The organism is Mycobacterium sp. E2497, assembly GCF_001668695.1.
Taxonomy (GTDB): Bacteria; Actinomycetota; Actinomycetes; order Mycobacteriales; family Mycobacteriaceae; genus Mycobacterium.
Window position 1 is genome coordinate 1 of sequence record NZ_LZKD01000172.1, and the last position, 21,926, is coordinate 21,926.

At 67.7% G+C, this 21,926-nt stretch carries 25 protein-coding genes; 15 read left to right on the forward strand and 10 right to left on the reverse strand.

From position 1 onward, the window contains the following. Positions 1-852: SpoIIE family protein phosphatase (locus A5713_RS15495; protein WP_156751901.1), on the forward strand; the 852-nt coding region annotated here is incomplete at its 5' end. Next, on the forward strand, positions 852-1,175 hold the full coding sequence (locus tag A5713_RS15500; RefSeq protein ID WP_067917575.1) for an STAS domain-containing protein: 324 nt from the start codon (positions 852-854) through the stop codon (positions 1,173-1,175). The genes A5713_RS15495 and A5713_RS15500, both read left to right, overlap by 1 nt. A 15-nt stretch (positions 1,176-1,190) precedes the next feature. Here A5713_RS15500 and A5713_RS15505 read toward each other — a convergent pair whose 3' ends face one another. Continuing rightward, positions 1,191-1,694, reverse strand: a complete 504-nt coding sequence (locus tag A5713_RS15505; protein WP_068096733.1) for a DUF2505 domain-containing protein — start codon at positions 1,692-1,694, stop codon at positions 1,191-1,193. A gap of 110 nt (positions 1,695-1,804) precedes the next feature. Here A5713_RS15505 and A5713_RS15510 point away from each other — a divergent pair, with 110 nt between their 5' ends. Then, positions 1,805-2,017 carry a DUF3072 domain-containing protein gene (locus A5713_RS15510; protein ID WP_067917577.1) on the forward strand — a complete coding sequence of 71 codons (213 nt, stop codon included), beginning with the start codon at positions 1,805-1,807 and terminating at the stop codon, positions 2,015-2,017. On the opposite strand, the gene A5713_RS15515 is transcribed toward A5713_RS15510, so the two are convergent. Further along, positions 2,018-3,034: a YihY/virulence factor BrkB family protein gene (locus A5713_RS15515; RefSeq protein WP_068096819.1), complete on the reverse strand. Its 1,017-nt coding sequence runs from the start codon at positions 3,032-3,034 to the stop codon at positions 2,018-2,020. Between the two features lie 124 nt (positions 3,035-3,158). On the opposite strand from A5713_RS15515, the gene A5713_RS15520 reads away from it, so the two are divergent. The 3 genes from A5713_RS15520 (at position 3,159) to A5713_RS15530 (ending at position 5,600) form a co-directional block, all read left to right on the forward strand. Continuing rightward, positions 3,159-3,590, forward strand: a complete 432-nt coding sequence (locus tag A5713_RS15520) for a nitroreductase family deazaflavin-dependent oxidoreductase (RefSeq protein WP_068096735.1) — start codon at positions 3,159-3,161, stop codon at positions 3,588-3,590. 445 nt (positions 3,591-4,035) lie between these two features. Then, a complete protein-coding gene (locus A5713_RS15525; RefSeq protein WP_068096737.1) occupies positions 4,036-4,968 on the forward strand; it encodes an SAM-dependent methyltransferase in 933 nt (310 codons plus the stop codon). Continuing rightward, positions 4,965-5,600: a class I SAM-dependent methyltransferase gene (locus A5713_RS15530; RefSeq protein ID WP_068096739.1), complete on the forward strand. Its 636-nt coding sequence runs from the start codon at positions 4,965-4,967 to the stop codon at positions 5,598-5,600. Before A5713_RS15525 ends, A5713_RS15530 begins: the two co-directional genes overlap by 4 nt. Positions 5,601-5,607: 7 nt before the next feature. Here the strand turns inward: A5713_RS15530 and A5713_RS15535 are convergent, their stop codons facing one another. Together A5713_RS15535 and A5713_RS28785 are read right to left on the reverse strand one after the other, a co-directional pair. Continuing rightward, on the reverse strand, positions 5,608-5,931 hold the full coding sequence (locus A5713_RS15535; protein ID WP_067917470.1) for a hypothetical protein: 324 nt from the start codon (positions 5,929-5,931) through the stop codon (positions 5,608-5,610). Positions 5,932-6,178: 247 nt separating this feature from the next. Next, a complete protein-coding gene (locus A5713_RS28785) occupies positions 6,179-6,838 on the reverse strand; it encodes a chitin-binding protein (protein ID WP_082972978.1) in 660 nt (219 codons plus the stop codon). A gap of 347 nt (positions 6,839-7,185) precedes the next feature. On the opposite strand from A5713_RS28785, the gene A5713_RS15540 reads away from it, so the two are divergent. The 3 genes from A5713_RS15540 to A5713_RS15550 all read left to right on the forward strand — a co-directional run bounded on the left by A5713_RS15540 (position 7,186) and on the right by A5713_RS15550 (position 10,429). Continuing rightward, the gene (locus A5713_RS15540) at positions 7,186-7,905 is read left to right on the forward strand and encodes a VIT family protein (protein WP_067917579.1); all 720 of its coding nucleotides are present in this window, start codon (positions 7,186-7,188) and stop codon (positions 7,903-7,905) included. Between the two features lie 134 nt (positions 7,906-8,039). Next, positions 8,040-8,885, forward strand: a complete 846-nt coding sequence (locus tag A5713_RS15545) for an acyl-CoA thioesterase domain-containing protein (protein WP_068096740.1) — start codon at positions 8,040-8,042, stop codon at positions 8,883-8,885. Then, positions 8,882-10,429: a class I adenylate-forming enzyme family protein gene (locus tag A5713_RS15550; RefSeq protein WP_068096744.1), complete on the forward strand. Its 1,548-nt coding sequence runs from the start codon at positions 8,882-8,884 to the stop codon at positions 10,427-10,429. Before A5713_RS15545 ends, A5713_RS15550 begins: the two co-directional genes overlap by 4 nt. Before the next feature lie 11 nt (positions 10,430-10,440). On the opposite strand, the gene A5713_RS15555 is transcribed toward A5713_RS15550, so the two are convergent. Next, positions 10,441-11,058: a TIGR03085 family metal-binding protein gene (locus tag A5713_RS15555; RefSeq protein ID WP_068096746.1), complete on the reverse strand. Its 618-nt coding sequence runs from the start codon at positions 11,056-11,058 to the stop codon at positions 10,441-10,443. A gap of 120 nt (positions 11,059-11,178) precedes the next feature. On the opposite strand from A5713_RS15555, the gene htpG reads away from it, so the two are divergent. Together htpG and A5713_RS15565 are read left to right on the forward strand one after the other, a co-directional pair. Then, positions 11,179-13,125, forward strand: coding sequence for a molecular chaperone HtpG (htpG, locus tag A5713_RS15560; RefSeq protein WP_068096749.1), 1,947 nt, complete (start codon positions 11,179-11,181; stop codon positions 13,123-13,125). 103 nt (positions 13,126-13,228) lie between these two features. Continuing rightward, complete coding sequence (locus A5713_RS15565; RefSeq protein ID WP_068096751.1) at positions 13,229-13,444, forward strand: hypothetical protein; 216 nt, start codon at positions 13,229-13,231, stop codon at positions 13,442-13,444. A gap of 21 nt (positions 13,445-13,465) precedes the next feature. Here the strand turns inward: A5713_RS15565 and A5713_RS15570 are convergent, their stop codons facing one another. Continuing rightward, positions 13,466-13,978 carry a hypothetical protein gene (locus tag A5713_RS15570; protein ID WP_068096754.1) on the reverse strand — a complete coding sequence of 171 codons (513 nt, stop codon included), beginning with the start codon at positions 13,976-13,978 and terminating at the stop codon, positions 13,466-13,468. Between the two features lie 247 nt (positions 13,979-14,225). Between A5713_RS15570 and A5713_RS15575 the strand changes: the two genes are divergently transcribed. Beyond that, the gene (locus A5713_RS15575; protein ID WP_068096757.1) at positions 14,226-15,251 is read left to right on the forward strand and encodes a TIGR03617 family F420-dependent LLM class oxidoreductase; all 1,026 of its coding nucleotides are present in this window, start codon (positions 14,226-14,228) and stop codon (positions 15,249-15,251) included. Here the strand turns inward: A5713_RS15575 and A5713_RS15580 are convergent. The 3 genes from A5713_RS15580 to A5713_RS15590 form a co-directional block, all read right to left on the reverse strand. After that, positions 15,241-16,872, reverse strand: coding sequence for an Nramp family divalent metal transporter (locus A5713_RS15580; protein ID WP_067917486.1), 1,632 nt, complete (start codon positions 16,870-16,872; stop codon positions 15,241-15,243). The two genes, A5713_RS15575 and A5713_RS15580, sit on opposite strands and share 11 nt — an antisense overlap. After that, a complete protein-coding gene (locus A5713_RS15585; RefSeq protein ID WP_156751904.1) occupies positions 16,869-18,191 on the reverse strand; it encodes a magnesium transporter MgtE N-terminal domain-containing protein in 1,323 nt (440 codons plus the stop codon). Before A5713_RS15585 ends, A5713_RS15580 begins: the two co-directional genes overlap by 4 nt. Positions 18,192-18,436: 245 nt before the next feature. Then, entirely contained in the window at positions 18,437-19,189 is a 753-nt protein-coding gene (locus A5713_RS15590; RefSeq protein ID WP_067917490.1) for a sensor domain-containing protein, read from the reverse strand. Between the two features lie 155 nt (positions 19,190-19,344). Between A5713_RS15590 and A5713_RS15595 the strand changes: the two genes are divergently transcribed. Continuing rightward, positions 19,345-19,710: a VOC family protein gene (locus A5713_RS15595; protein WP_082972979.1), complete on the forward strand. Its 366-nt coding sequence runs from the start codon at positions 19,345-19,347 to the stop codon at positions 19,708-19,710. Here A5713_RS15595 and A5713_RS15600 read toward each other — a convergent pair. Further along, the gene (locus tag A5713_RS15600; RefSeq protein WP_068096822.1) at positions 19,702-20,586 is read right to left on the reverse strand and encodes a DMT family transporter; all 885 of its coding nucleotides are present in this window, start codon (positions 20,584-20,586) and stop codon (positions 19,702-19,704) included. The genes A5713_RS15595 and A5713_RS15600 overlap by 9 nt on opposite strands. A 127-nt stretch (positions 20,587-20,713) precedes the next feature. On the opposite strand from A5713_RS15600, the gene A5713_RS15605 reads away from it, so the two are divergent. Together A5713_RS15605 and A5713_RS15610 are read left to right on the forward strand one after the other, a co-directional pair. Then, a complete protein-coding gene (locus A5713_RS15605; protein WP_068096766.1) occupies positions 20,714-21,286 on the forward strand; it encodes a hypothetical protein in 573 nt (190 codons plus the stop codon). Next, positions 21,286-21,873, forward strand: a complete 588-nt coding sequence (locus A5713_RS15610; protein ID WP_068096769.1) for a TIGR03086 family metal-binding protein — start codon at positions 21,286-21,288, stop codon at positions 21,871-21,873. Before A5713_RS15605 ends, A5713_RS15610 begins: the two co-directional genes overlap by 1 nt. Positions 21,874-21,926: the final 53 nt, after the last annotated feature.

The window sequence follows — 21,926 nt, forward strand, 5'->3', positions numbered from 1 at the left end:
GCGCTGCTGTTCGAAAATCCAAGCCCGGGCGCCGCTTTGGCCGGGATGGATCGCTTCGCGGCGCGGTTGCCCGGCGCCCAGTGCACCACCGCCGTCTGCGCGGTGCTCAACCCGGAGACGGGGGAGCTGGTGTATTCCAGCGCCGGGCACCCGCCGCCCATCCTGGTCCACGCGGACGGCACCACGCAGATGCTCGACGACGGTCACACCATCGCGTTGGGGGTGCGTGCGGATTGGCCCCGCCCCGAGGGTCGGGTGATCCTGCCGGCGCGGGCGACCCTGCTGCTCTACACCGACGGGTTGGTCGAACGCCGCCGCACCGCGCTGGGACAGGGCATCTCCCGCGCCGCGACGCTGGTGCAGGACGGACGGAGCTCCACCCTCGACGACTTGGCGAATAACATCATGTCCGGTTTGGCTCCCGGCGGCGGCTATCAGGACGACGTCGTCCTGCTGCTCTACCGCCATCCCGCGCCGCTGGAGCTGACCTTCCCCGCCGACGTCAGCCACCTCGCCCCGGCCCGAACGGCGTTGCGCCACTGGTTGACTCGGACCCGGCTGGACCCAGAACAGGCGATGAACGTGCTCGTCGCCGCCGGCGAGGCCGTCGCCAACGCCATCGAGCACGGTCATCGTGACAAACCCGAGGGCACGATCAGCCTCGGCGCGACCGCACTGGTGGACCAAGTGCAGTTGACGATCACCGACACCGGCACGTGGAAGCCCCCGCAGCCGGCCAGCTATCCATATCGGGGCCGGGGTATCGCCCTGATGCGGGGGCTCATGCACGACGTCACCATCGACCCCGACGCCGCCGGAACCACGGTTCGTCTATCCGCGAGGATCACATGATGCCCACGTCGCTCACCCTCGACACCGCGCGCCGCAACGACGGGGAACTGATGTTGGTCGCCGCGGGGGAGATCGACCTGAGCAACATCGACGCCTTCGTTCAAGCCCTCACCGCCGCCAGCGGCCAGGCGGCCGGGGGCGGCCCGCTCACCGTCGACCTCAGCGGCGTCGAGTACCTGGACAGCGCCGCCATCAACGCCCTGTTCGCCCACGCCAACCACATCAACCTGATCGCCCACCCGATCCTGATGCCCATCCTCACCATCAGCGGACTCACCGAACTCGTCGCCGTCGAGCCCGCCTCGCCCATCGCGGACGGCTGACGAGCCTCTCAGGTCTCAGGGATTTTCGGCGATCCAGGTGGTCGTGAAGCGCTGTAGCGCCGGAATGCTCTCGGCCAGGTCGGCTTCCATCGACTTCTCGAGCTTGCGGCCCACCAGCGGGATTTTCACCGCCACCTGGACGGCAAACCGCAGTTGCGTGCCGTCGTCGGTCGGCGCCATCCGTGCTTCCGCACGGCCGGATCCCACGCCGCCTGACGTCACCACCCTGATCTGCCCTCGGACCTCGCCGTCCCCGCTTGGTCGCCACGTCTCGCTGTGGACGATCTTGAGCTCGCCGGGGACGGCTTTGGCGATCAGCGTGGGCAGTAGCTGGCGAGACACGTGCTGGGTCGCGCGAACCGCCACCGTGCCGTCGGCGTCGACGACCAGTGAATCCAGGGTCGTGGGAGCATCGCTGACCCGAAGGCGGGCCAGCCAATAGTCCTCGCGGCCGAACGTCGCGTGGATCTGCTCCACGCTCACCGGCGACTCGATCAGGATGTCGAAGGAACGCGACATGGCATCGATTCTTCCAAAATGGGACGGGTCCTGGCTGCGACGCCTGCCACACCCAAGCCATGTTTCGAACGTACGTGCGATGGCTATTCCCCTGCGCGGAGGTGGAAGACATGACTGACGACACGCAACAGGCGCCCGGCGAAAATCCCGAGAAGGACCCGTCCCAGTGGGTGACGGGCGACGAGCCGATGACCGGTCCCCAGCGGAGCTACGTGCACACCCTGGCCCAGGAAGCCAAGCGCGAGGTGCCCGACGACATGACCAAGGCCCAGGCGTCGGAGCTCATCGACGAGCTGCAGCAAGAAACGGGCCGCGGCAACTGACTAGCCGGCGGGCCGGCTCCGGATCGTCGGCGGCGTCGGCGTACCGGGCCGGCCCGCCTTGCGGGCGAGGTCGCCGAACCTGACGCTGACGCGTTGAAACCCCTTGACCTGTTCGGCTTTTGCCTTCTTGGTGTACGTCTTGCGGTCGGCCGGTGTGAGTTCCGCGTCATCGGTGAACGGCGTGAGCAAGGCGCGCGGGTAAAGCCGTTCCACCAGAACGACATTGATTTCGGCGCACAAAACCAGTGTTGACGAGATGAGAAACAGGAAGGCCAACAATCCCAGCACCAAAGCGAAGACGCTGTTGGTGGCACTGGCCGTCTTCACCGTGTGCCGGATGTAACCGGCTCCGCCCCACTGCAATACCTGCCAGATCACAGCTGCCGCAAGCGCTCCGGGCAATACCTGGCGATAGGTGAGCCCCCGGGCGGTGGTCACCCGGAAGGCCACGAGGCAGATCAGTGCGTTGATTCCTACGGCGACCAGTGCGACGCCGATCTTTCCGAATACGCCCAGCGCCCCGGTGGCCTGGCCGGCCGCGGACAGGGCGGTGGCGGCCAGGGCGGCCGAGCCGAGGACCAATAAGAGAAGCAGGCTGCGCGCGCGGGAGCGCAACGGGTCGGGACGCTTGTTCCTCGGTACGGCCCATACCGAGTCCATCGCATTCTGCACGGCCTGACCGACGCCCAGACCACCGTAAAGCGCACCTGCGATGCCGACGACCACGGCGACGGTGCCGCCGCTGAGGCCTGCGGGCTCATGCAACTGGTTGCCGATGACGGGGAATTGGCTCAAGGTGCTGTGCAGCACCTGTTGCTGCAGATCCGGGCGCCCCGCGAGGATCAGCCCGAGGCCCGTCGTCAACAGCAAGAGCAGGGGGAACAGCGACACGAAGCCGTAGTAGGTGATCAATGCGGCCAGATATCCGCCCTGGTCGTCGAGGTATTTGTAAACGACGGCGATCACCACGCCCGCGGCGCGGTTTCGTCGCTGCAGCCTGTCCAGCCAGCCGACCATCTCGTGCTCACTTCGTCGCAGCGGAAGCGGATACCCCCCCGATGGGATTGCCAGGTGATACCCGAATTCGGCGACGGTCAACCGTGGGTCAGTTCGCCGCCGGATTCCCTGCGAGGATGGGGTGATGGCCGACGATGTGAAGCGCTCCGAGCGCGAATTCAACGAGCGCAACATCGAGGAGTTCCGCCGCAACGGCGGCAAGGTCGGCGGACAGTTCGAGGGCTTTCCGTTGCTGCTGTTGACCTCGACCGGTGCGCGCAGCGGTGCGCAGCGAGTGAATCCCGTCGCCTACTTCGACGTGGACGGCAGGATCTACGTCGTCGGGTCCGCCGCGGGCCGGGACAACAACCCCGCATGGGTGCACAACATCCGCGCCAACCCACGGGTGACTGTGGAGATCGGCTCGCAGGCCCCCAAGCCGGCGACCGTGCGTGAATTGCCGCCCGACGAGCGCGATTCCGTGTATCGGATCGTCGTCGAGCGCGCGCCGGGGTTCGGCGAGTACCAGGAGCGCACCGACCGGCTCATCCCGGTGTTCGAACTGGTTACCGAATAACAGCACCGCCAGTGGGTCGCCTGTCGCAAAATGACCGACATGAGCATCGCGGCGATGAAGCACCTGTTACGGGGTTGGGCTTTCGGCGCCTTCGCGCTCGCTTTGACGGCATTGCCGACAATCGCGATTTCCGCGCCGGCCATCAGCCGCGCCGACCCGAATTGCGCTGAAGGGTTCGTGTGGAGCGTGGACTTGCATCAATGCGTTCCCGCGGTCCCCGCCGTGAACGGGCCCGGCGGGCCGGGTGGACCAGGTGGTCCCGGCGGGCCGGGTGGACCTGGTGGTCCCGGCGGGCCGGGTGGGCGTGGCGGCCCCGGCCCCCGGTAGGACCCACAACCACGCCCCGGGCCCGCGGCGACCTGCCGCGAAACACGCGGGAACCCACAGCCCCTCGCGGTCGTTATAGTGGCTAAGTATCGCTTCACTCCGAGGGGGAAACAGGCGCATGCCACGCACAGACAACGACTCGTGGGACTTGGCCACCAGCGTCGGCGCGACGGCCACCATGGTGGCCGCGGCCCGGGCGATCGCCACCAAGGCCGACACTCCGCTGATCGAGGACCGGTTCGCCGAGCCGCTGGTTCGCGCCGTCGGCGTGGACTTCTTCACACGATGGGTCGACGGTGACCTCGACGCCGCCGACGTCGACGACCACGACTCCGGGTGGAAACTCGAGCACATGCCCGCGGCCATGGCCGCTCGTACCCGGTTCTTCGACACGTTCTTTCGCGAGGCGGCGCAGGCGGGCATCCGTCAGGCCGTCATCCTGGCGTCCGGCCTGGACGCGCGCGCTTACCGGTTGTCGTGGCCGGCCGACATGACGGTGTTCGAGATCGACCAGCCGGAGGTGATCGAATTCAAGACCACCACACTGGCGAAGCTGGGCGCCGCCCCGCAGGCCGACCTGCGCACGGTCGCGATTGACCTGCGACGCGATTGGCCGAAAGCGTTGGTGGAAGCGGGTTTCGACAAGAGCCGCCCGACGGCCTGGATCGCGGAAGGCCTTTTCGGGTACTTGCCGCCGGACGCGCAGGATCGCTTGCTCGACAACATCTCCGCGCTGAGCGCCGAGGGCAGCAGGCTGGCCGTGGAAGCCATCCCGGACCGGCCACAACAGGACGTCGAGAAGGCACGGGAGATGATGCGCAGGGCCACCGCCAAGTGGCGCGACCACGGCTTCGAGTTGGATTGGGAGGAGCTGGGTTTCGAGGGCGAGCGCAACGACGTTGCCGAATATCTGGAGAACCTGGGGTGGCGGACGGTCGGCACCAAGATGAGCGAGCTGTTGGCCGACAGCGGGCTCGCCGCGATTCCGCAAACCAACGACTCGGTGTCGGTCGCCGACACCATCTACTACAGCTCCGTGCTGGCCAAATGACGGCACCGAGTCGGCGGGGGCTCAACGACACGGTCACGCGGCTGTGGAGTGTTCTGGCCCCGGCGTACGATCTGCCGTTCCTCCAGCGGTGGGTTTACCGCCCGCCACACGATGAGGTGATTGCGCAGCTGCGCGCTCATCGGGCCCGCAAGATCGCCGACATCGCCTGCGGCACCGGCATTCTCAGTGACCGGATCGCCCGAGAGCTGGAGCCCGACGAGATCTTCGGTGTCGACATGTCCGACGGCATGCTCGCCCGCGCCCGCGCCAGGACGGACCGGGTGCGGTGGCTGCGGGGCCCGGCTGAACAGTTGCCGTTCGACGACGGTGCGCTCGACGCGGTGGTGACCACCTCGGCGTTCCACTTCTTCGACCAGCCGGCGGCGTTGCGCGAATTCCACCGCGTCCTGGCGCCGGGCGGGTTGGTGGCCGTCGCGGCCTTGAGCGCCCGGCAACCGCTGCTGCAAGCACCCTCGGCCAACAGATGGAAGCCGCAGCACAATGCGTCGCCGGGGGAGATGCGCGCGTTGTTCGAGGGTGCCGGGTTTGCAATCGGCGATCAGCATCGCGTTCGGCGACCGATGTGGACGCAGGTCATTCCCGACCTGATTACGGTCGGCACCAAGAGCTGATCGATCGTCAGGCGGCGAACTTGCTCACGACCCGCGGAGCCGGCCGCGAGAAATGCTCGCACTGACCGGCGTGCACGACGCGCGAAGGTCGGTAAGCGGGCAGCGGGCGGGCGACGGTGACTTCACATCGAGCCAAACGCTGCTGCCCGGGCGCAGCCGCTCGTTCGATGAAGTCGGCGGCGATCCACCCCGCGGCGAATATCGCCAACGCGACACCGAACTGAAGCGGCGATCCGGCGGCAAGCGCGGCCAATGCGCAGATTCCCGATACCACGGCGACGACAACCGTGCCCGCGTAGAGCGGGCTCACGCGAAGTTCTGGCGAGGTCATCGCGCCTCCTGTCCGGTCAATTGCTCAGCTTTGAGCCCAATCCGTGACCTCGATGTTTCGCTATCGAGACACGTCAAACGAGGGTCATACGGCATCTATGGCATGGCGTAGGGCCCCCGCCCGAAGGCCAAAGGTCCCACCTGAGCAACCACCGCACGCGTCGCCCCGGCGGCCTGGCTCGTTCATCGGACGGCAGCACAGCGCCCGCCTCGCCAAGTGGCGAAGCGGGCGCTGTGGTCACTGCTGTTTACAGCGGAATCCAGACTCCGAAGAACCAGAACCCCCACTGGTGGAATCCGTCATCCCACATGGGCGTCTCCTGGTAACCCCAGTAGTTGATCGGGCCGTATCCCCATTGCCCGCCAGGCGGCGGGAGTGGCCTGTCCCAATCGGGTCGCGGCGGCTCGCCGGGCCCCCAGGGTGCCGGCCCGTCACCCCAAGGTGCGCCGCGGAAGTAGCCACGCTGCGGGTCTCCGTGCCACGGGCCGCCCGGCCCACCGGGTCCGCCGGGACCCCCAGGCCCGCCCGGGTGATCGGGTCCACCGGGTCCGCCCGGTCCGCCCGGGTGATCGGGTCCACCGGGTCCGCCGGGTCCGCCCGGATGATCGGGACCCCCGGGGCCGCCAGGTCCGCCGGGACCGCCCTGGGGGCCGCCGGGGTGACCGGGGCCACCCGGTCCGCCCGGACCGCCGGGGCCGCCCGGACCACCGGGACCGCCGGGGCCGCCCGGATCACCCGGTGCGTTCGGTGGATGGATACCTCCGGGTGCCGGCCCGCCGTGACTGCCGGCCGGGCCGGGCGGCGGCGCACCCGGAGCGGCGTTGGCCGCACCGGCACCCATACCCAGCGCGGCGGCTCCCAGAGCGCCGGCGACGGTGATCCCCCCGAGTATTTGCTTAAGTTTCATAGTCCTTCACCTGTCTATCGGCTGGTGAACTCCTCAGAATCCCCCCTTACCCGACCGACCCTAGATAGCTTCCCTATGCAACGGCTGTGAGTGGTCCATGCAGAACCTCTGGGGCGCGCCGACCTGCGTGTTGACGTGGCGGAGGAGGGCGGACGGCGCCGGGAACCGCGAGAGATAAACCACGCCGGCTTGTGACGGCGAGTCGTCGCAGACGTTGATGTGTCGCGAATCGACGCCGGCCCGCCGCGGCCACCTTCGGGCAAAACGCCGCGGCCGAGACGTCGTCACTGCTTTGGCAAGGCTACGTATGCTAGTCCGCCGGCGTGGCGGCGTATATCGTTGCGGCCGTGTCGAGTCCGTCGCATCCGCATCCCGCCGAACCGCATCAGGGCTCGGTCTCATCGAAGTTGAACTGGTTGCGCGCCGGAGTGCTGGGCGCCAATGACGGAATCGTCTCCACGGCGGGCATCGTGGTGGGCGTTGCCGCCGCGACGATAGAACGCGCCCCGGTATTGACCGCCGGCAGCGCCGGACTGGTCGCCGGGGCGGTGTCGATGGCGCTGGGCGAATACGTGTCGGTCAGCACCCAGCGTGACACCGAGAAGGCGCTGTTGCACAAGGAGCGCCAAGAACTGCGCGACGATCCTGCCGCCGAGTTGGACGAGCTCGCCGCCCTCTACGAGGCGAAAGGCCTGAGTGCGGCCACCGCCCGCACCGTCGCCGAGGAGCTGACCGACCACAATCCGCTGCTCGCCCACGCCGAAGTCGAACTCGGTATCAATCCCGATGAGCTCACCAACCCGTGGCAGGCGGCGTCGTCGTCGGCGCTGTCGTTCGCGGTCGGCGCCCTGCTGCCGCTGATCGCCATCCTGGCGCCGCCGGCGGCGTGGCGAATCCCGGTCACCGTCGCGGCCGTACTCGCCGCGCTGGTGATGACCGGGGCGGTGTCGGCCCGTTTGGGTGGGGCGCCCAGGGGCCCGGCCGTGCTGCGCAACGTCATCGGGGGCGGCCTCGCGCTGTCGATCACCTACGCGATCGGCCACCTGGTGGGCGCCGCGATCGCCTGACGCGCGCCAACGCCGTTGCTCGGCTACACAATTGACCCGCAACAGGTCGGCCCGTTGAGACTGGCGAGCAAACTGTAATATCTACTGTTGCCATCCTCACACGAGGGATCCATCTCTGGGCGGAGCGTCGTGCATTGACCGAGACCAATGTCGTGCCGGATGACGTTGCCGCAGCGGCGCAGGCGCCGTACTTCTCGCGCGACGAAAGCCGTTTCGTGCCAAATCAGATCGCCCGCGGTGGGTGGGGTCCATCGCTCAGCGGGCATGTGGTCGGTGGCCTGCTGGGCTGGGCGCTCGAACGCGCGGTCGATGACCCGGAACTGCAACCCGCCCGGCTGACCGTCGACCTTCCCGCGCCGGTCGCGCTGGAACCCATGAAGGTGCACACCACCGTGCACCACGACCGTCGGCGCCTGCGGCTCGTCGAGGCGGTCGTCACCCAGCGTGACGCCCCGGTCGCGCGGGGGAGTGCGCTGTTCCTGCGGCGCGGCCCCCAGCCGGAGGGGCAGGTGTGGTCGCCGCAACCGCAGATGCCGCCGCTGCCCCTCGAGGACGGCGCCCAACCCACGCTCTTCATGCGCACCTACGGCTGGGGCACCGAACTGCAGAATCGCGACCCCGACTGGGCCGACACCTCGGGCCCGAAATATACCTGGTTGTACGAGACACGTTCGCTCATCGACGGCGAACCGCTCACCCCCTTCACCCGCGCCGCCATGGCGGCCGATATCACGGCGTCCCTTGCCAATTGGGGCACGAACGGCTTGCAGTTCATCAACGTCGACTACACGCTCACGCTGAGCCGGCTGCCGGAAGGCCCGCACATCGGCATGGCCTCCCTGACCCATTACAGCCACGACGGGGTGGCCACCGGGTCGGCCGTCCTCGTCGACCGCACAGGTCCCATCGGCAGTGGTGTGTCGGTCGCGATAGCGCACTCCGGATTCCGCCCGACGCAGGTCAATCCGACGAACGAATGAGCATCGGAAGCGGCGTCACCTACTGGACGTTGATCGCCGACGCGGCGAAGACGGCATCGCCGCGGCCGTTGCTCGCCGACGACCAGGGGCGCCGCCTGACCGCACGTCAGTTCCACGACGCCGCCTGTGCGATGGCCGCCGCGTTCGCCGAACGCGGGATCGGCGCGGGAACGGTCGTCTCGTGGCAGCTGCCCACCACGCTCGAAACCATGGTCGTGATGGCCGCGCTGGCCCGGCTCGGCGCGGTGCAAAACCCGATCATCCCGATATTGCGGGAACGCGAGGTCGGCTTCATCACCGAGCAGCTGTCGTCGGAATACCTTGTGGTGCCCGAGGTTTGGCGCGGCTTCGGGCACGGCGCGCTGGCGCGCGACCTGGCCGCGGCCCGCGGCTTCCAGGTGATCACGCTCGACTTGGCGACGCCGCCGGTGGGCGCCGAGCTCCGGCTGCCGCGCGCAGGAACCGATGCGCTCGCGCCCCCGCCCGCTTCGGCCGGCGACCCGCGATGGATCTACTACTCGTCGGGAACCACCGCGGCGCCCAAAGGGATCCGGCATACCGACGCATCGGTGATCGCCGGTGCGACGGCTCTGGTCGGCGCGGTCGGCATCACCGACAGCGACGTTGATCCCATCGCGTTTCCGGTCGCGCACATCGGCGGGGCGGTGATGCTGGCAGCAGCGCTGCAGGCCGGCATGCGGTTGGCACTGTTCGGGGTATTCGACCCCGCGACCACACCGTTTTCCATCGCGGCGCACAACCCGACGTTTCTGGGCACGGCCACGCCGTTCTTCGTCGGCTTCCTCGCGGCCCAGCGAGCCCACGGCGACCGGCCGCTGTTCCCCTTCCTCCGCGGCTGCCTGGCCGGCGGTGCGCCCATCACCGCCGAACTGGGCCGCCAGGTCCGAGAAGCCTTCGACCTGCCCGGCATCGCCAACGCGTGGGGCCTCACCGAGTTCCCCGTGGCGGCTTCCCCGTCGCTCACCGCCTCACCCGACTCGCTCGACCACACCGTCGGCACGCCGACGGCCGGGGTCAAGGTCCGGGTGGTCGGCGCCGACGAAACCGAACTGACCACCGGGCAGGAAGGTGAGTTGCGGCTCAAGGGACCACAGTGCTTCCTGGGCTACGCCGACCCCGCCCTCGACGTCGACGCGTTCGACCACGACGGCTGGCTTCGCACAGGCGATCTCGGCCTGGTCGACGAGGAGGGAAATGTGCGCGTGACGGGGCGCATCAAGGATGCGATCATTCGCAACGCGGAGAACGTCTCGGCCCTCGAAGTCGAGAATGTGCTGGCCACCCACCCCTCGGTCGCCGACGTCGCGGTCATCGGCGTCCCGGACCCGCGTACCGGCGAACGCGTATGCGCGGTGGTGGTACCCGCGACCGAAGAGGTGTCACTGGAATCGCTGGTGCGGCACTGTCATTCGAGCGGGTTGAGCCGCTACAAACATCCCGAGCGCCTGGTGATCGTCGATGGGCTGCCGCGCAACCAGTTCGGCAAGGTCATCAAGAAGGACCTTCGCCAAGCCTTCGGGTGAAGCCAGGGGCGCTATAGCCCCTTGGGCGCTTCGCGGACGGCCTGGACCGCCGCCGCGTCGCCGTCGAATTCCACTTGCGCGGCTCGCCCCACCGAGAACAGCAACAGCTCCTCGGGTGCACCGGTCACCGTGACCGCGGGGCCGCGTCCCGCCGTCAGTAGGGTCTTGCCCTCCGGGGTGCGCAACGCCACCCGGCCCGGCAGCTTGGCCAGCGTGAGCCGCGCCATCAGGGGCAGGGTGCGGCGCAGCCTGGCGCTCAGCTCGGGTTCGAGGGCGCGCGGCTGCCAGCCCGGCTGTGCCCGCCGCACGTCCTCGTGGTGGATGAACATCTCGGCAACATTGGCGACCGGATCGAGCAGCTTGAACGGCGAGTAGACCGGCGGACCGGACGCCACCTTGTCGACCAGCTCGTCCCACCCCTGCTCGGCCGCCTGGTTCTGCACCTTCTCGGTGTGCGACGCGAAGAACGGGATCAAGATGCCCGGAGCGGCGTCGGGCCGATACTCCCGGATCACGAGGTGGGCGGCCAGGTCGCGCGTCTTCCACCCTTCGCACAGCGTCGGCGCCTCCGGTCCCACGGCGCGCATCGTCTCCACCAGGGCGGCTCGTTCGCGTTGAGCAACAGACATGGCCTCAGCCTAGAGGCCGGCGGGACGAGGGCGAACCCCCAAGCGCCTGCGCTTCGCAACTCGGTAAATTTGACTCGTCAACGTCCCCGAGGGGACCTGGGAAGAGACGTAGGGAAAGCCATGAACGCGCGTGTCGAGCAGCTGGAGTTTCAGGCGGAAGCACGGCAACTGCTGGACCTGATGGTCCACTCCGTCTACTCCAACAAGGATTCGTTTCTGCGGGAGCTGATCTCGAACGCTTCCGACGCACTGGACAAGCTGCGGCTGGAAGCATTCCGCAACAAGGACCTCGACGTCGACACCTCCGACCTGCACATCGACCTCGAGGTCGACAAAGACGCGAGGACGCTCACCATCGGTGACAACGGCATCGGGATGACGCGCGACGAGGTGATCAACCTGATCGGCACGCTGGCCAAGTCGGGCACCGGCGAGCTGCGTCAGCAGCTGAGGGAGGCCAAGAACGAGGCCGCCTCCGAGGAACTGATCGGCCAGTTCGGCATCGGCTTCTACTCCAGCTTCATGGTCGCCGACAAGGTCGAGCTGCTCACCCGCAAGGCCGGCGAGAGCGAAGCCACCCGATGGGAATCGAGCGGCGAGGGCACCTACACCATCGAAGCCGTCGACGACGCTCCGCAGGGGACGTCGGTCACCTTGCACCTCAAGCCCGAAGACACCGAGGACGAGCTGCACGACTACACCTCGGAATGGAAGATCCGGGGCCTGGTCAAGAAGTACTCCGACTTCATCGCGTGGCCCATCCGGATGGAGGTCGAGCGGCGGACGCCCGCGACCTCGGACGAAGAGGGGGAGAGCGGCGAGGAGACCGTCACCAAAGAGGTCGAGACCCTCAACTCGATGAAGGCGCTGTGGGCCCGGCCCAAGGAAGACGTCTCCGAGGAGGAGTACAAGGAGTTCTACAAGCACATCGCGCATGCCTGGGACGACCCGCTGGAGATCATCGCGATGAAGGCCGAGGGCACCTTCGAATACCAGGCGTTGCTGTTCATCCCGTCCCACGCCCCGTTCGACCTGTTCAACCGCGACGCCCAGACCGGGATCCAGCTCTACGTCAAGCGGGTGTTCATCATGGGCGACTGCGACCAGCTCATGCCCGAATACCTGCGCTTCGTCAAGGGCGTCGTGGACGCACAGGACATGTCGCTCAACGTGTCCCGCGAAATCCTGCAGCAGGATCGGCAGATCAAGGCCATCCGCCGGCGGCTCACCAAGAAGATCCTCTCCACCATCAAGGAGCTGCAGGCCGAGCGGCCCGACGACTACCGCACCTTTTGGACCCAGTTCGGCCGAGTCGTCAAAGAGGGGTTGCTGTCGGACTTCGACAACCGCGAGACCTTGCTGCAGATCTCGTCGTTCGCCTCGACGCACAGCGAGGAGGAGCCGACCACCCTCGCCGAGTACGTGCAGCGCATGAAGGAGGGTCAGGAGCAGATCTTCTTCGCGACGGGGGAGACGCGCCAACAGATCCTGAAATCGCCCCACCTGGAGGCGTTCAAAGCCAAGGGCTACGAGGTCTTGTTGCTCACCGACCCGGTCGACGAGGTCTGGGTGGGAACGGTGACCGAGTTCGAGGGCAAACCGCTGCAGTCGGTCGCCAAAGGTGAGGTGGACCTCAGTTCCGAGGGCGACGAGAGCGAAGCGGAGCGCGAGGAGCAGCAGAAGGAGTTCGCCGACCTCCTGAACTGGATGAAGGAGACGTTAAGCGAACATGTCAAGGAGGTACGACTTTCCAGTCGCCTGACCGACTCGCCGGCCTGCCTGATCACCGACGTCTTCGGCATCACCCCTGCCCTCGCCCGGATGTACCGTGCCTCCGGGCAGGACATCCCGGTGGGCAAGCGGATTCTCGAGCTCAATCCCAACCATCCGCTGGTGACCGGACTGCGCGAGGCGCAACAGCAGGCGACCGGCGAGGCGGAACTTGCCCAAGTCGCCGAGACAGCTGAATTGCTCTATGGCACAGCGCTTCTCGCCGAAGGTGGCGCGCTCGAGGACCCGGCGAGGTTCGCCGAGCTGCTCGCCGACCGGTTGGCCCGCACCGTCTAGCCCGGGATTTGCCAGAGTTGCCGTAGCAGCGTTCGCGTTCGGCTTTGCCCGCAAATCGGCGATTAGCCGATTGAAAAGTCGCTGGCAGGGATAATCACATCCCATGGTTGAGTTTCGCGTTATCGACCCACGTGGCCGGGTCGTCGCGACGAGGGATTTTGCCAGCGCAGAGTCCGCGCACGCATGGTTCATCCATTCGATCGGCGGCAGTACCGAGCTCGGTTGGCGCATGGAAGTCAACGACGACGGCCAGTGGGCTCACTTTGACGACACTCAGGGCTTCACCGCACCGGTGAGCCACCGTCCCCCAAAGCGCTAATCGTTTACCGGGGCCCGCGCTTCAGCCGGGCCCGATCACGAAGCAGCGGCCGGTGGCGCTGCTGAACAGCACCTCTTGCACCGTGGACGGCGCGGCGTTGGGGAATCCGAAGCGATGCACCCGTTGGCCCGGTTCGATGTCGGCGTCCTGCGACTCGGTGGTGCCGTCCTTCTTGCGCACGAGCGCCGTGATCTTTTCCGGGCCGGACGGGTTCTTCGGGTCGCGGAAATACCAGACCTCGATTCCGGACCCGGTGTCATCGGCGCGCCAGCCGTCGGCGTAGTAGCACGCCGGATTCCCCTCGGCGTCGGGTGGCGGTGGCGGACAGATGGACAACCCGACGCAGGTCGGCGTGGTCGTGGCCGTGGGGGATTCCGCCGGGCCGCGCGGCGCGCTCGAACTGCTGGACGCTACCGGTTTGGTCACGCTCGAGCTCGAGGGGCTGGGCGGCGCGGCGTGCTGGGCCCCGCACGCCAGGAGGCCGGCACATCCCATCGAGACGACGGCGATCAATCGCGCGGCTGGCACAGACATCGAGGCGCCAACGTTATTGGGGCGTCGTGGTCGACGGTGCGGCCTGAGCCAGGGGAGCGAGGGCAATCCCCACGGCGATTGCTCCAGCCGTGATCAATCCACGAAGCATGTTCGCGATCCTCCTGTTAACGAAACGGCGGTGGTTGCTGCTGACTACAGAGCTAACACCGTGAAGTGGCCGCCCAGCAAGGGGCGGCCGTCGTGCCGCGGAGCAACGCACCGCTGGGCCCCACGTAGGCTTCGAGGAATGCACGTCGACGCGATGACGGTCCCCCAGCCGCTGCAGCAGATCGGCGACCTGGCCCGGCGAACGCAATCCGCGGGGTTCTCGGGCCTGTTGTTCACCGAGACGGGCCGGACGGCCTACCTCAACGCCGCGGTCGCGTCGCAGGCCGCGCCCGGTCTCGAGCTGTCCACGGGGGTGGCCGTGGCCTTTCCGCGCAGTCCCTTCGTCACTGCCGCCACGGCCTGGGAGCTTCAGGAAGCGACCGGCGGGAACTTCCGGCTGGGCCTGGGCACCCAGGTACGCACCCACGTCGTCCGGCGCTACGGAGTGGCGTTCGAGCGGCCGGGCCCGCGGCTGCGCGACTACTTGTTCGCCGTCAAGGCGTGCTTTGCGGCGTTTCGTAGCGGGACGCTTGAGCACCACGGCGACTTCTACGACCTCGACTTCATCACCCCGCAATGGAGCCCGGGCCCGATCGCGACGCCCGATCCGAAAGTCGATATCGCAGCGGTCAACCCGTGGATGCTGCGGATGGCCGGCGAAGTGGCCGACGGGGTGCACGTGCATCCGATCGGCGAGCCGGGCTACATCGAGCGCCACGTCCTGCCCAGCATCGCCGAAGGGGCGGCGAAGGCCGGCCGCTCGCCGTCGGACCTCGCAGTGATCGTGCCGGTGATGACCATCGTCGGCGACACCGACGAAGAGCGCGACAAACAGCGAGAAGCGGTGCGTGCCAGCATGGCCTTCTACGGCAGCACACCCAACTACGCGTTCATCTGGGACCAGGCGGGGTTCGAGGGCACGACGGCGCGGATCCGGGAAAAGCAGAAGGCCGGGGACTTTGCCGGGATGGCGGCCCAGGTCAGCGACGATCACATCGCCGCCTTCGCCACCGAGTCGACGTGGGACGGGTTGGCGGGCGCGCTGACGGACAAATATGCCGGAAAGGCCACGCGCCTGGTCCTTTACAACGCCGTGGGCGACCCGGAGCGCTTCGAGCGATACGGCGAGGTGGCCCGCCGGATACGCGACGCGGTCAGTGGCTGAGCTGGATTGCCTTGACCACCAACAGCAGCGCGCCGATCACCAGGTAGCCGCGCAGCGCGATCATCCCGAGCCGGGTGCCCGGGGACCAGACGACCGGCTCGAGCAGGGTCAACGGTGGCATGCGCCAGGCGTTGCGGTCCACGCCGCGCGCCGGCAGCTGGGGGGTGGGGAGCGCCGGTTGGCGTCGGGCCATCAAGCGCAGCACCGGTATGGCGGCAACGGCGAGAAGGACCAGGGACAGAGCCAGGTAGCCGGCCACCGCGACGACGTCGAGTTTGGGAAACAGCGTGGTGGCCATCAGGATTCCCGACAGCAGCAACAGCGTGCCGACGATCAGCCCGGCGACCCAGTTGAGCCAGGGCCGATTGACCCACGGCCCCAACACTTGTGGGTCGTTGCACAGCAGCAGCAAGAAGACGCTGGCGCTCGGTAGCAGCAGGCCGGCCAGGGCCTGAACCGCGGTGGTGATCAACCCGAGCGGCGCGCCGGGGATGAGCACGATGGCCGCGGCCAACGCCACCATCGCGGTGTAGGACAGGTAGAACTGTTTGGCGTCGGCGAATCCGCGGTGCAGCGAGTGCTTCAGGCCGAACACGTCGCCGAAGGCGTAGCTGGTGGCCAGCGTCACCGCCGCGGCGCCGATGATCGAGGCGTCCATCAAGACGATCGCGAAGATCGAGCCGAGCGCGCCGCGCTGTTGGCCGAGCAGGTGCGCCGTCGCGCCGGCGTCGGTGAAACCGCCGACGGTGTTGGTGGAGCGCGCCGCCCATTCGCCAGTCATCACCAGGGCCGCCGCGCCGATGACGACGACGAAGGCGCCCAGCACGGTGTCGGCGCGCTCGTAGCCGATGAATCGCGGCGTGATGCGTTTGTCGACGACGTTGGACTGCTGGAAGAACAACTGCCAGGGGGCCACGGTGGTGCCGACGATGGCGATGATGAGCAGCACCGCGTCCGAACTCACCCCGCCCGAGATGCTGGGCATCACAAAGGACTTGGCGGCCTGACCCCACTGCGGATGGGACATCAGCAGCATCGGGATCTGCAGCAGGGTGATCGCGATGAAGATGAACATCGCGCGCTCCCAACGACGGAAGCTGCCGCTTGCCATGATTGCCACCAGCGCCACCGCCGAGATCGGCACCACGACGTATTTGGAGACGCCGATGTATTCGGCGGCCAGCGAGATGCCGATGAACTCGGTGACGATCGTGAGGAAGTTGAGCAGGAAAAGGTCCCCGACCGAGAACCAGCCCCAGCCACGGCCGAACCGTTCGTTGATCAGCCGGGCGTGTCCGACGCCGGTGACCGCGCCGAGCCGGACCACCATTTCCTGATTGACGATGAGCACCGGCACCAGCAGCAGCAGCACCCACAGCAGGGAGTAGCCGTAGTTCTGACCCGCCTGAGCGTAGGTCGCCACGCCGCCGGCGTCGTTGTCGCCGACCATGACGATGATCCCCGGGCCGACGATCGCGAGCAGGGTCAGCAGCCGCGTCTTCCAGGTGCGGGGGTGCTCGGTCTCGCCGACGCTGATCCGTCCGAACGCGCCCTCGATGTCACCCAGGTGCGCGGTGTCGAGCACCGCGCTACGGGCCGTCTCCTCGCTACCCGTGGTCACAGCCCGTTACCTCCCGGCGCGCGCGTGTGGTGGTCGCCGGGTTGGGTGGGCTCGCGGACGGGACGCGGCGCGGGTTCGCGCCGCCGCCAGTCCTCGGGGATGGTGGCCTCCAGCACGTCGTCGACGGTGACCACCCCGAGCACGCGGTCCTGGTCGTCGACGACCGGGATGGAATAGAGATTGAAGTCGGCCATCAACAGCGCGACGTCGGTCAGGTCGGCGTCGGCGGTGACCCGCACGGGATCCGAATCCATCAGTCCCTCAAGGGTTTCACCGGCGGCAGCCTGCAGCAGCGTGATCACCGAGACCACACCGTCGAGCCGCCCGTCCTCGCCGAGGACGTGCACTTTGATGAGCGCCTCCGGCTGGATGGTGTGGGCGGTGGCGAGCAACCTCAACGCTTCCGCCGCCGTGCTGGTCGCGGCGCAGGAGACGAAGTCGACGTTCATCAGCCCGCCGGCACTCTCGGGGTTGAACCCCATCAAGGTGATGACCTTGGTGCGCTGGGGGCCGGGCATCAGTTCTAGTACCCGTCGCCGCCGCGACTGGCGCAGATCGGCGATCGCGTCGGCGGCGTCGTCTGCGCGCATCCGGCCGAGCAGCCCGGCGACCTCGTTGTCGGGCATGCCATCGAGAAGGCGGCTTGCCTTTTCCGGCTCCAGCTCTTCGAACACGTCCGCTTCGAGTTCGGGGTCGCTGCGCACGCGGTCGAGGATCTCGCCGCCCTCGGCCTTGTCCGCCTCCTCGAGAAGGTCGGCGATCTCGGCGGCTTTGAACTCGCCGAAGCGATCCGACAAGCGCCGCACGGCGTCCGAGCGAGCGTCGCCGATCAGCGGTTCGAATGCCTTCCAATCGCGAGCGGCGTGCCCACCGGACTGCTTGATCAGCCCGAACAACCGTGGCGGCCGTCGGGTGTCCACGCGCGTCAGCATCCACCCGGCGCCGGTATCTTCCAGCTCCACGTCGTACGCCCGGATCAGCTCCACGTTGGCGACGTCGATCAGCCGGTGGCCCAACACGTCGGCGCGCAACAGCACCTCACCGTCGCGGCGCTCGAAGCCGCGGAGGTCAACCTTGTTCTTGGTCAACAGAACTCGCTCGGCGTTGTACTCATCGATGGATTTGTCACCGATGAAGACCCGCCGCCCGCCGACCCCGGCGACGATGCCGGTCACCAGTGGATACTCGTCGGTGCCGCGCAGTCGCACGATCACGTCCTCGACCCGCCCCACGGTCTCCCCGGCGCGGGCCAGCACCGGGGCGCGCAGCAACTGTGAGAGGTGAATCACCGGCCGCCCCCCGCCAGTTTCGGCCGCCATCTCCGATGCGCTCATTCAGTTCCCTTTCGACACCCCACGACCGACCGCCCGAAACGATTCCGCGACAACGTGTGCAGCTACGGCTTACCGCCAGTATCGGTGGTGGCGCAAGTGTTGTGGCTTGACCGGGTTCGGCCGCAAGATCGTACGCCGGGGTCCCGGCGAGCAGCTACTGCAGGTAGGTGAACGCCGGGCGGCCAGAGGGGTTCGGGGGACGCGCGCCGGTACGCCACCCTGTTGCCCGCCTATTGCTTGTCGACCTTTGCAGCGATCTGGTTGGCGATGTTGACGCCGAGGTCTCCGACGTCCTTGCGGCACGCGTCGACGTCGATGACGACGTTGTTGCGGACGGTCAGCGCCCGCTGACACGGCATGGTGACGTTCCCGGCGCTAGCGGTGACGGTCACCGTCACGGCGGCGCGCACAACCCCGTTGGTGGTGGCAACGTCGCCGACCTTCCACTGCAGTTCCGGTTGACCGCCCTCGGCGGGAACGGTGTCCTGGCGGTTGGCGCAGGCCGGCCACCGCTGGGACGAGGCAGTGAAGAATGCGGTCGCCTGATCCGGCGAAGGAAACAACACCACGAACTGATCGACGTCCGGCCTTTCCATGTCGGTCGCACCCGGGGGAGCGGGTGCGACGTCGTGGTAGCCGTAGACCGCGCTGTTCCCGCTGTCGGCGTAAACACCTTCCAGGGCCGCGCGGATGGCATAGGCGCATTCGGGGGGAACCGTGTAGTCACTGCGCTTGACCGGGTCTAGTACCAGAGCGGTTTTCGGCGGGTCGCTGTAAGTACCCGTGACGCCGAGCGCGGTGTCCAGCTCGGTCGGGCTGAGCATGAGGTTGGCCAGCTGGTCCTTCGTCAGGGGCCCCTTCGGCCCCGCCGTGGTGGTCGTGGTGGACGGCGAGGCGGCGCCGCCCCCTTCTTTGTGGGCGCAACCGCAGAGCAGGATTCCGACGGAGGCGGCAACGGCGACTGCGGTTTTCAGCTGGCGCATGTCGAGGCCCTTCCTGCTCGAGTCCCCTCTCGAGCATCTTCGCGCGCCCCCAGCGCGTCGGGTGTTCACGAGTTGTTCGCCAACGAAGCCTACGACAGCAGCCTTCTCCCGCGAGGAAAATCCGCACCAAGCGATATGTTCGCCGGGTGTCCGCAGTGAACTTCACCTCGGTGGCGCCGATCGTGCCGGTCCGAGACCTCGATGCCGCGGTCGACCGCTATCGACGACTTGGGTTCGACGCACGCAAATACGACGGCCCCGAGCGTTACGGGTTCGCCGATCGCGGACCGGTGTCGATCCACCTCACCGAATGGGACGAGCACGACCCGCTGCGGACGGCCGCCGGCGTGTATCTCTACGTCAGCGACGCCGACGCTCTCTACGCGGAGTGGGCGGCGCTGGAAGGCCTCGATGGCCGCCTGATCCCACCGCAGGACACGGACTATGGTCTGCGCGAATTCGCCTACGTCGATCCGGACGGCACCGCGCACCGCGTCGGCTCGCGCATCCAATCAGGTTGATACCGCGGGCGTTTCGCCGACCGGCGGGGCGGCGGCCTGGCTGTGGGCCAGCGCCACCGTCGCGGCGGCCATGACCGCGACCGAGACGCCCAGCGCCACCAGGCCGACATCGTTGGTCCGGAGCGTCTCGCCCAGCACGGTGACACCGAGCACCGATCCGACGACGGGCTCGGCGACGGTCACCGCGGGCAGCGACGCGGTGAGCGGACCCGCCCGAAACGCCGACTGCTCCCAGGCGGTGGCCGCGATCGCCACCACCACCCACACGTACAACTCGGGTGTGCGGAGCAGGGCGGGGATGCCGTGGTCGAGCTGGTCGACCACGCCTTTGGTCAAGACCGAGAACAGTCCCCACAGCGAGCCGGACATCAGCCCAAGCAACAGCGCCGCGACCGCGCCCGGGAACATGCGCGCGCCGATCACGCACAGGATGAGCGCCGGACCCATCACCAGCGCCACGATCGTCCATATGTGCACCGACCCGCGGGGGGTCCCCTCCTGGGGGTCGCCGACCGTCACCACGATCGCCACCGCGGCCGCGAGCAACACCGCCCAAAGCGCTTGCCAGGCAGTAATTCTGCGGTGGTTCACCCGGGCACTGATGAGCAACGCGAACAGCAACGACGTCACCAACAGCGCTTGCACGAGCACCACCGAGCCGAAGCCCAGCGCGGCGGCCTGAAACCCGAACCCGGCGCCGGCTACCAGGCTGCCGGTCCACCACTGACGGTCGCGCAGCAGCCGGCGAAACAGGGCGAGGGTGCCCACCGGTTCGTCGGTGACCTGTTGGGCGGATCGCTGCTGGATGACGTCTCCGATGCCCACCGTCAGGGCGGCCGCGACCGCAAGGGCCGCCGCGATGTCTGCTCTGCCCACCGAGATCTCCTGTCCCATCAGCCCAACGCACGTCTCACCTTGCCAACCGATCCAAGGACTTGCGACCCTAGACGGTTGGGTGGCATCTGGCGGAATCTCGGGTCACGTTGCGCGCAGAAAGCAGACAGTGGAGGTCGCCACCATGACAAACCGACGGTTGTTGCGTGTGCTGGTATGGCCACCCGCCGCCGTCGCCGGCATTCTGGCGGCGTTGTATCTGCTCTTGCTCGGTTGGGGAACGCTGATGCGGGTACGACGCATCAGCGACTGGACGCGGCAGCTCACCAAGCGGGGAAATCCTTACCTGCGCAAGATCGCCGGGACCCGACTGGGAATGCTCTACTTCAACCTCAGCGCGCTGGAGCACGTCGGGCGGCGAAGTGGCCGAACCTATGTGACGCCGCTCAGCGCCTATCCGCTCGGTGACGGTTTCGTGCTCGCGGCGGCGTACCCCCACGTTGACTGGCTGGACAACGTGCTGGCCGCCCGCACCTGCAGGCTCACCTGGAACGGCGCACAGTATGCGCTGGAAAACCCCGAGCTAATCCCGCGGGCAGCGGCGATGGAGGCTTATCCCTTGCTCGTGCGGCCATTCCTGGCAGGCGCCGCAGGACAGAACAAGTTCGTCTGGCTCCATCGCACGGCCGAAGGCGAAAGCGCGCAAGTCAATCCGGCGGTTGCAGCAGGGGAGCGCGGCTGATGAGTGACATCGGTGTGCTGGCGACCGAGGCGATCGGCCTGCTCATCGACGCCGTGGACCGGATTCCGCCGGAGAACTGGGACCGCCCGTCCAACCTCGAGGGCTGGAGCCTGCGCGATCTGGTGGGTCACGTGACCGGCAGCGCAGCGAAGGTGGTGACGCTCGTCGAGGACGGCGAAATCTGGGATCGTCCCTCTGAACCGTCGGACTGGGTTTGCGATGACCCGGCCGCGCGGCTTCGCGGACTGGCAACGCGGCTGGACGACGCACTGCCGGGTGCCCACCTCGACGGGATGCGGAAATCGCCGGAAGGCCAGGTCCCTTTGCGCCGGGCGCTGACTTTTCCGGTTTCGGACCTGGCCATGCACGCCTGGGACATCCACCGCTCGCAAGGGCGGCTGATCGAGCTGCCCGCGGACCTGCTCGGGCTGTGCCGCGGTTTGGTGGAGTCGCTGCCGGAGCCTATGTTGCGGCGACCGGGCGGCTTCGGACCGGCCCAGGCCGCGCCGGATGATGCGACACCGACGGCTCGACTCATGGCTTTTCTCGGGCGCTCAGTCGACGCCGTGGCCGTGCGGCACAACTGATTTGCATTCAGCCCCTGCGCCGCATCAGTCACAAATCCACCACGAGTCTTGCC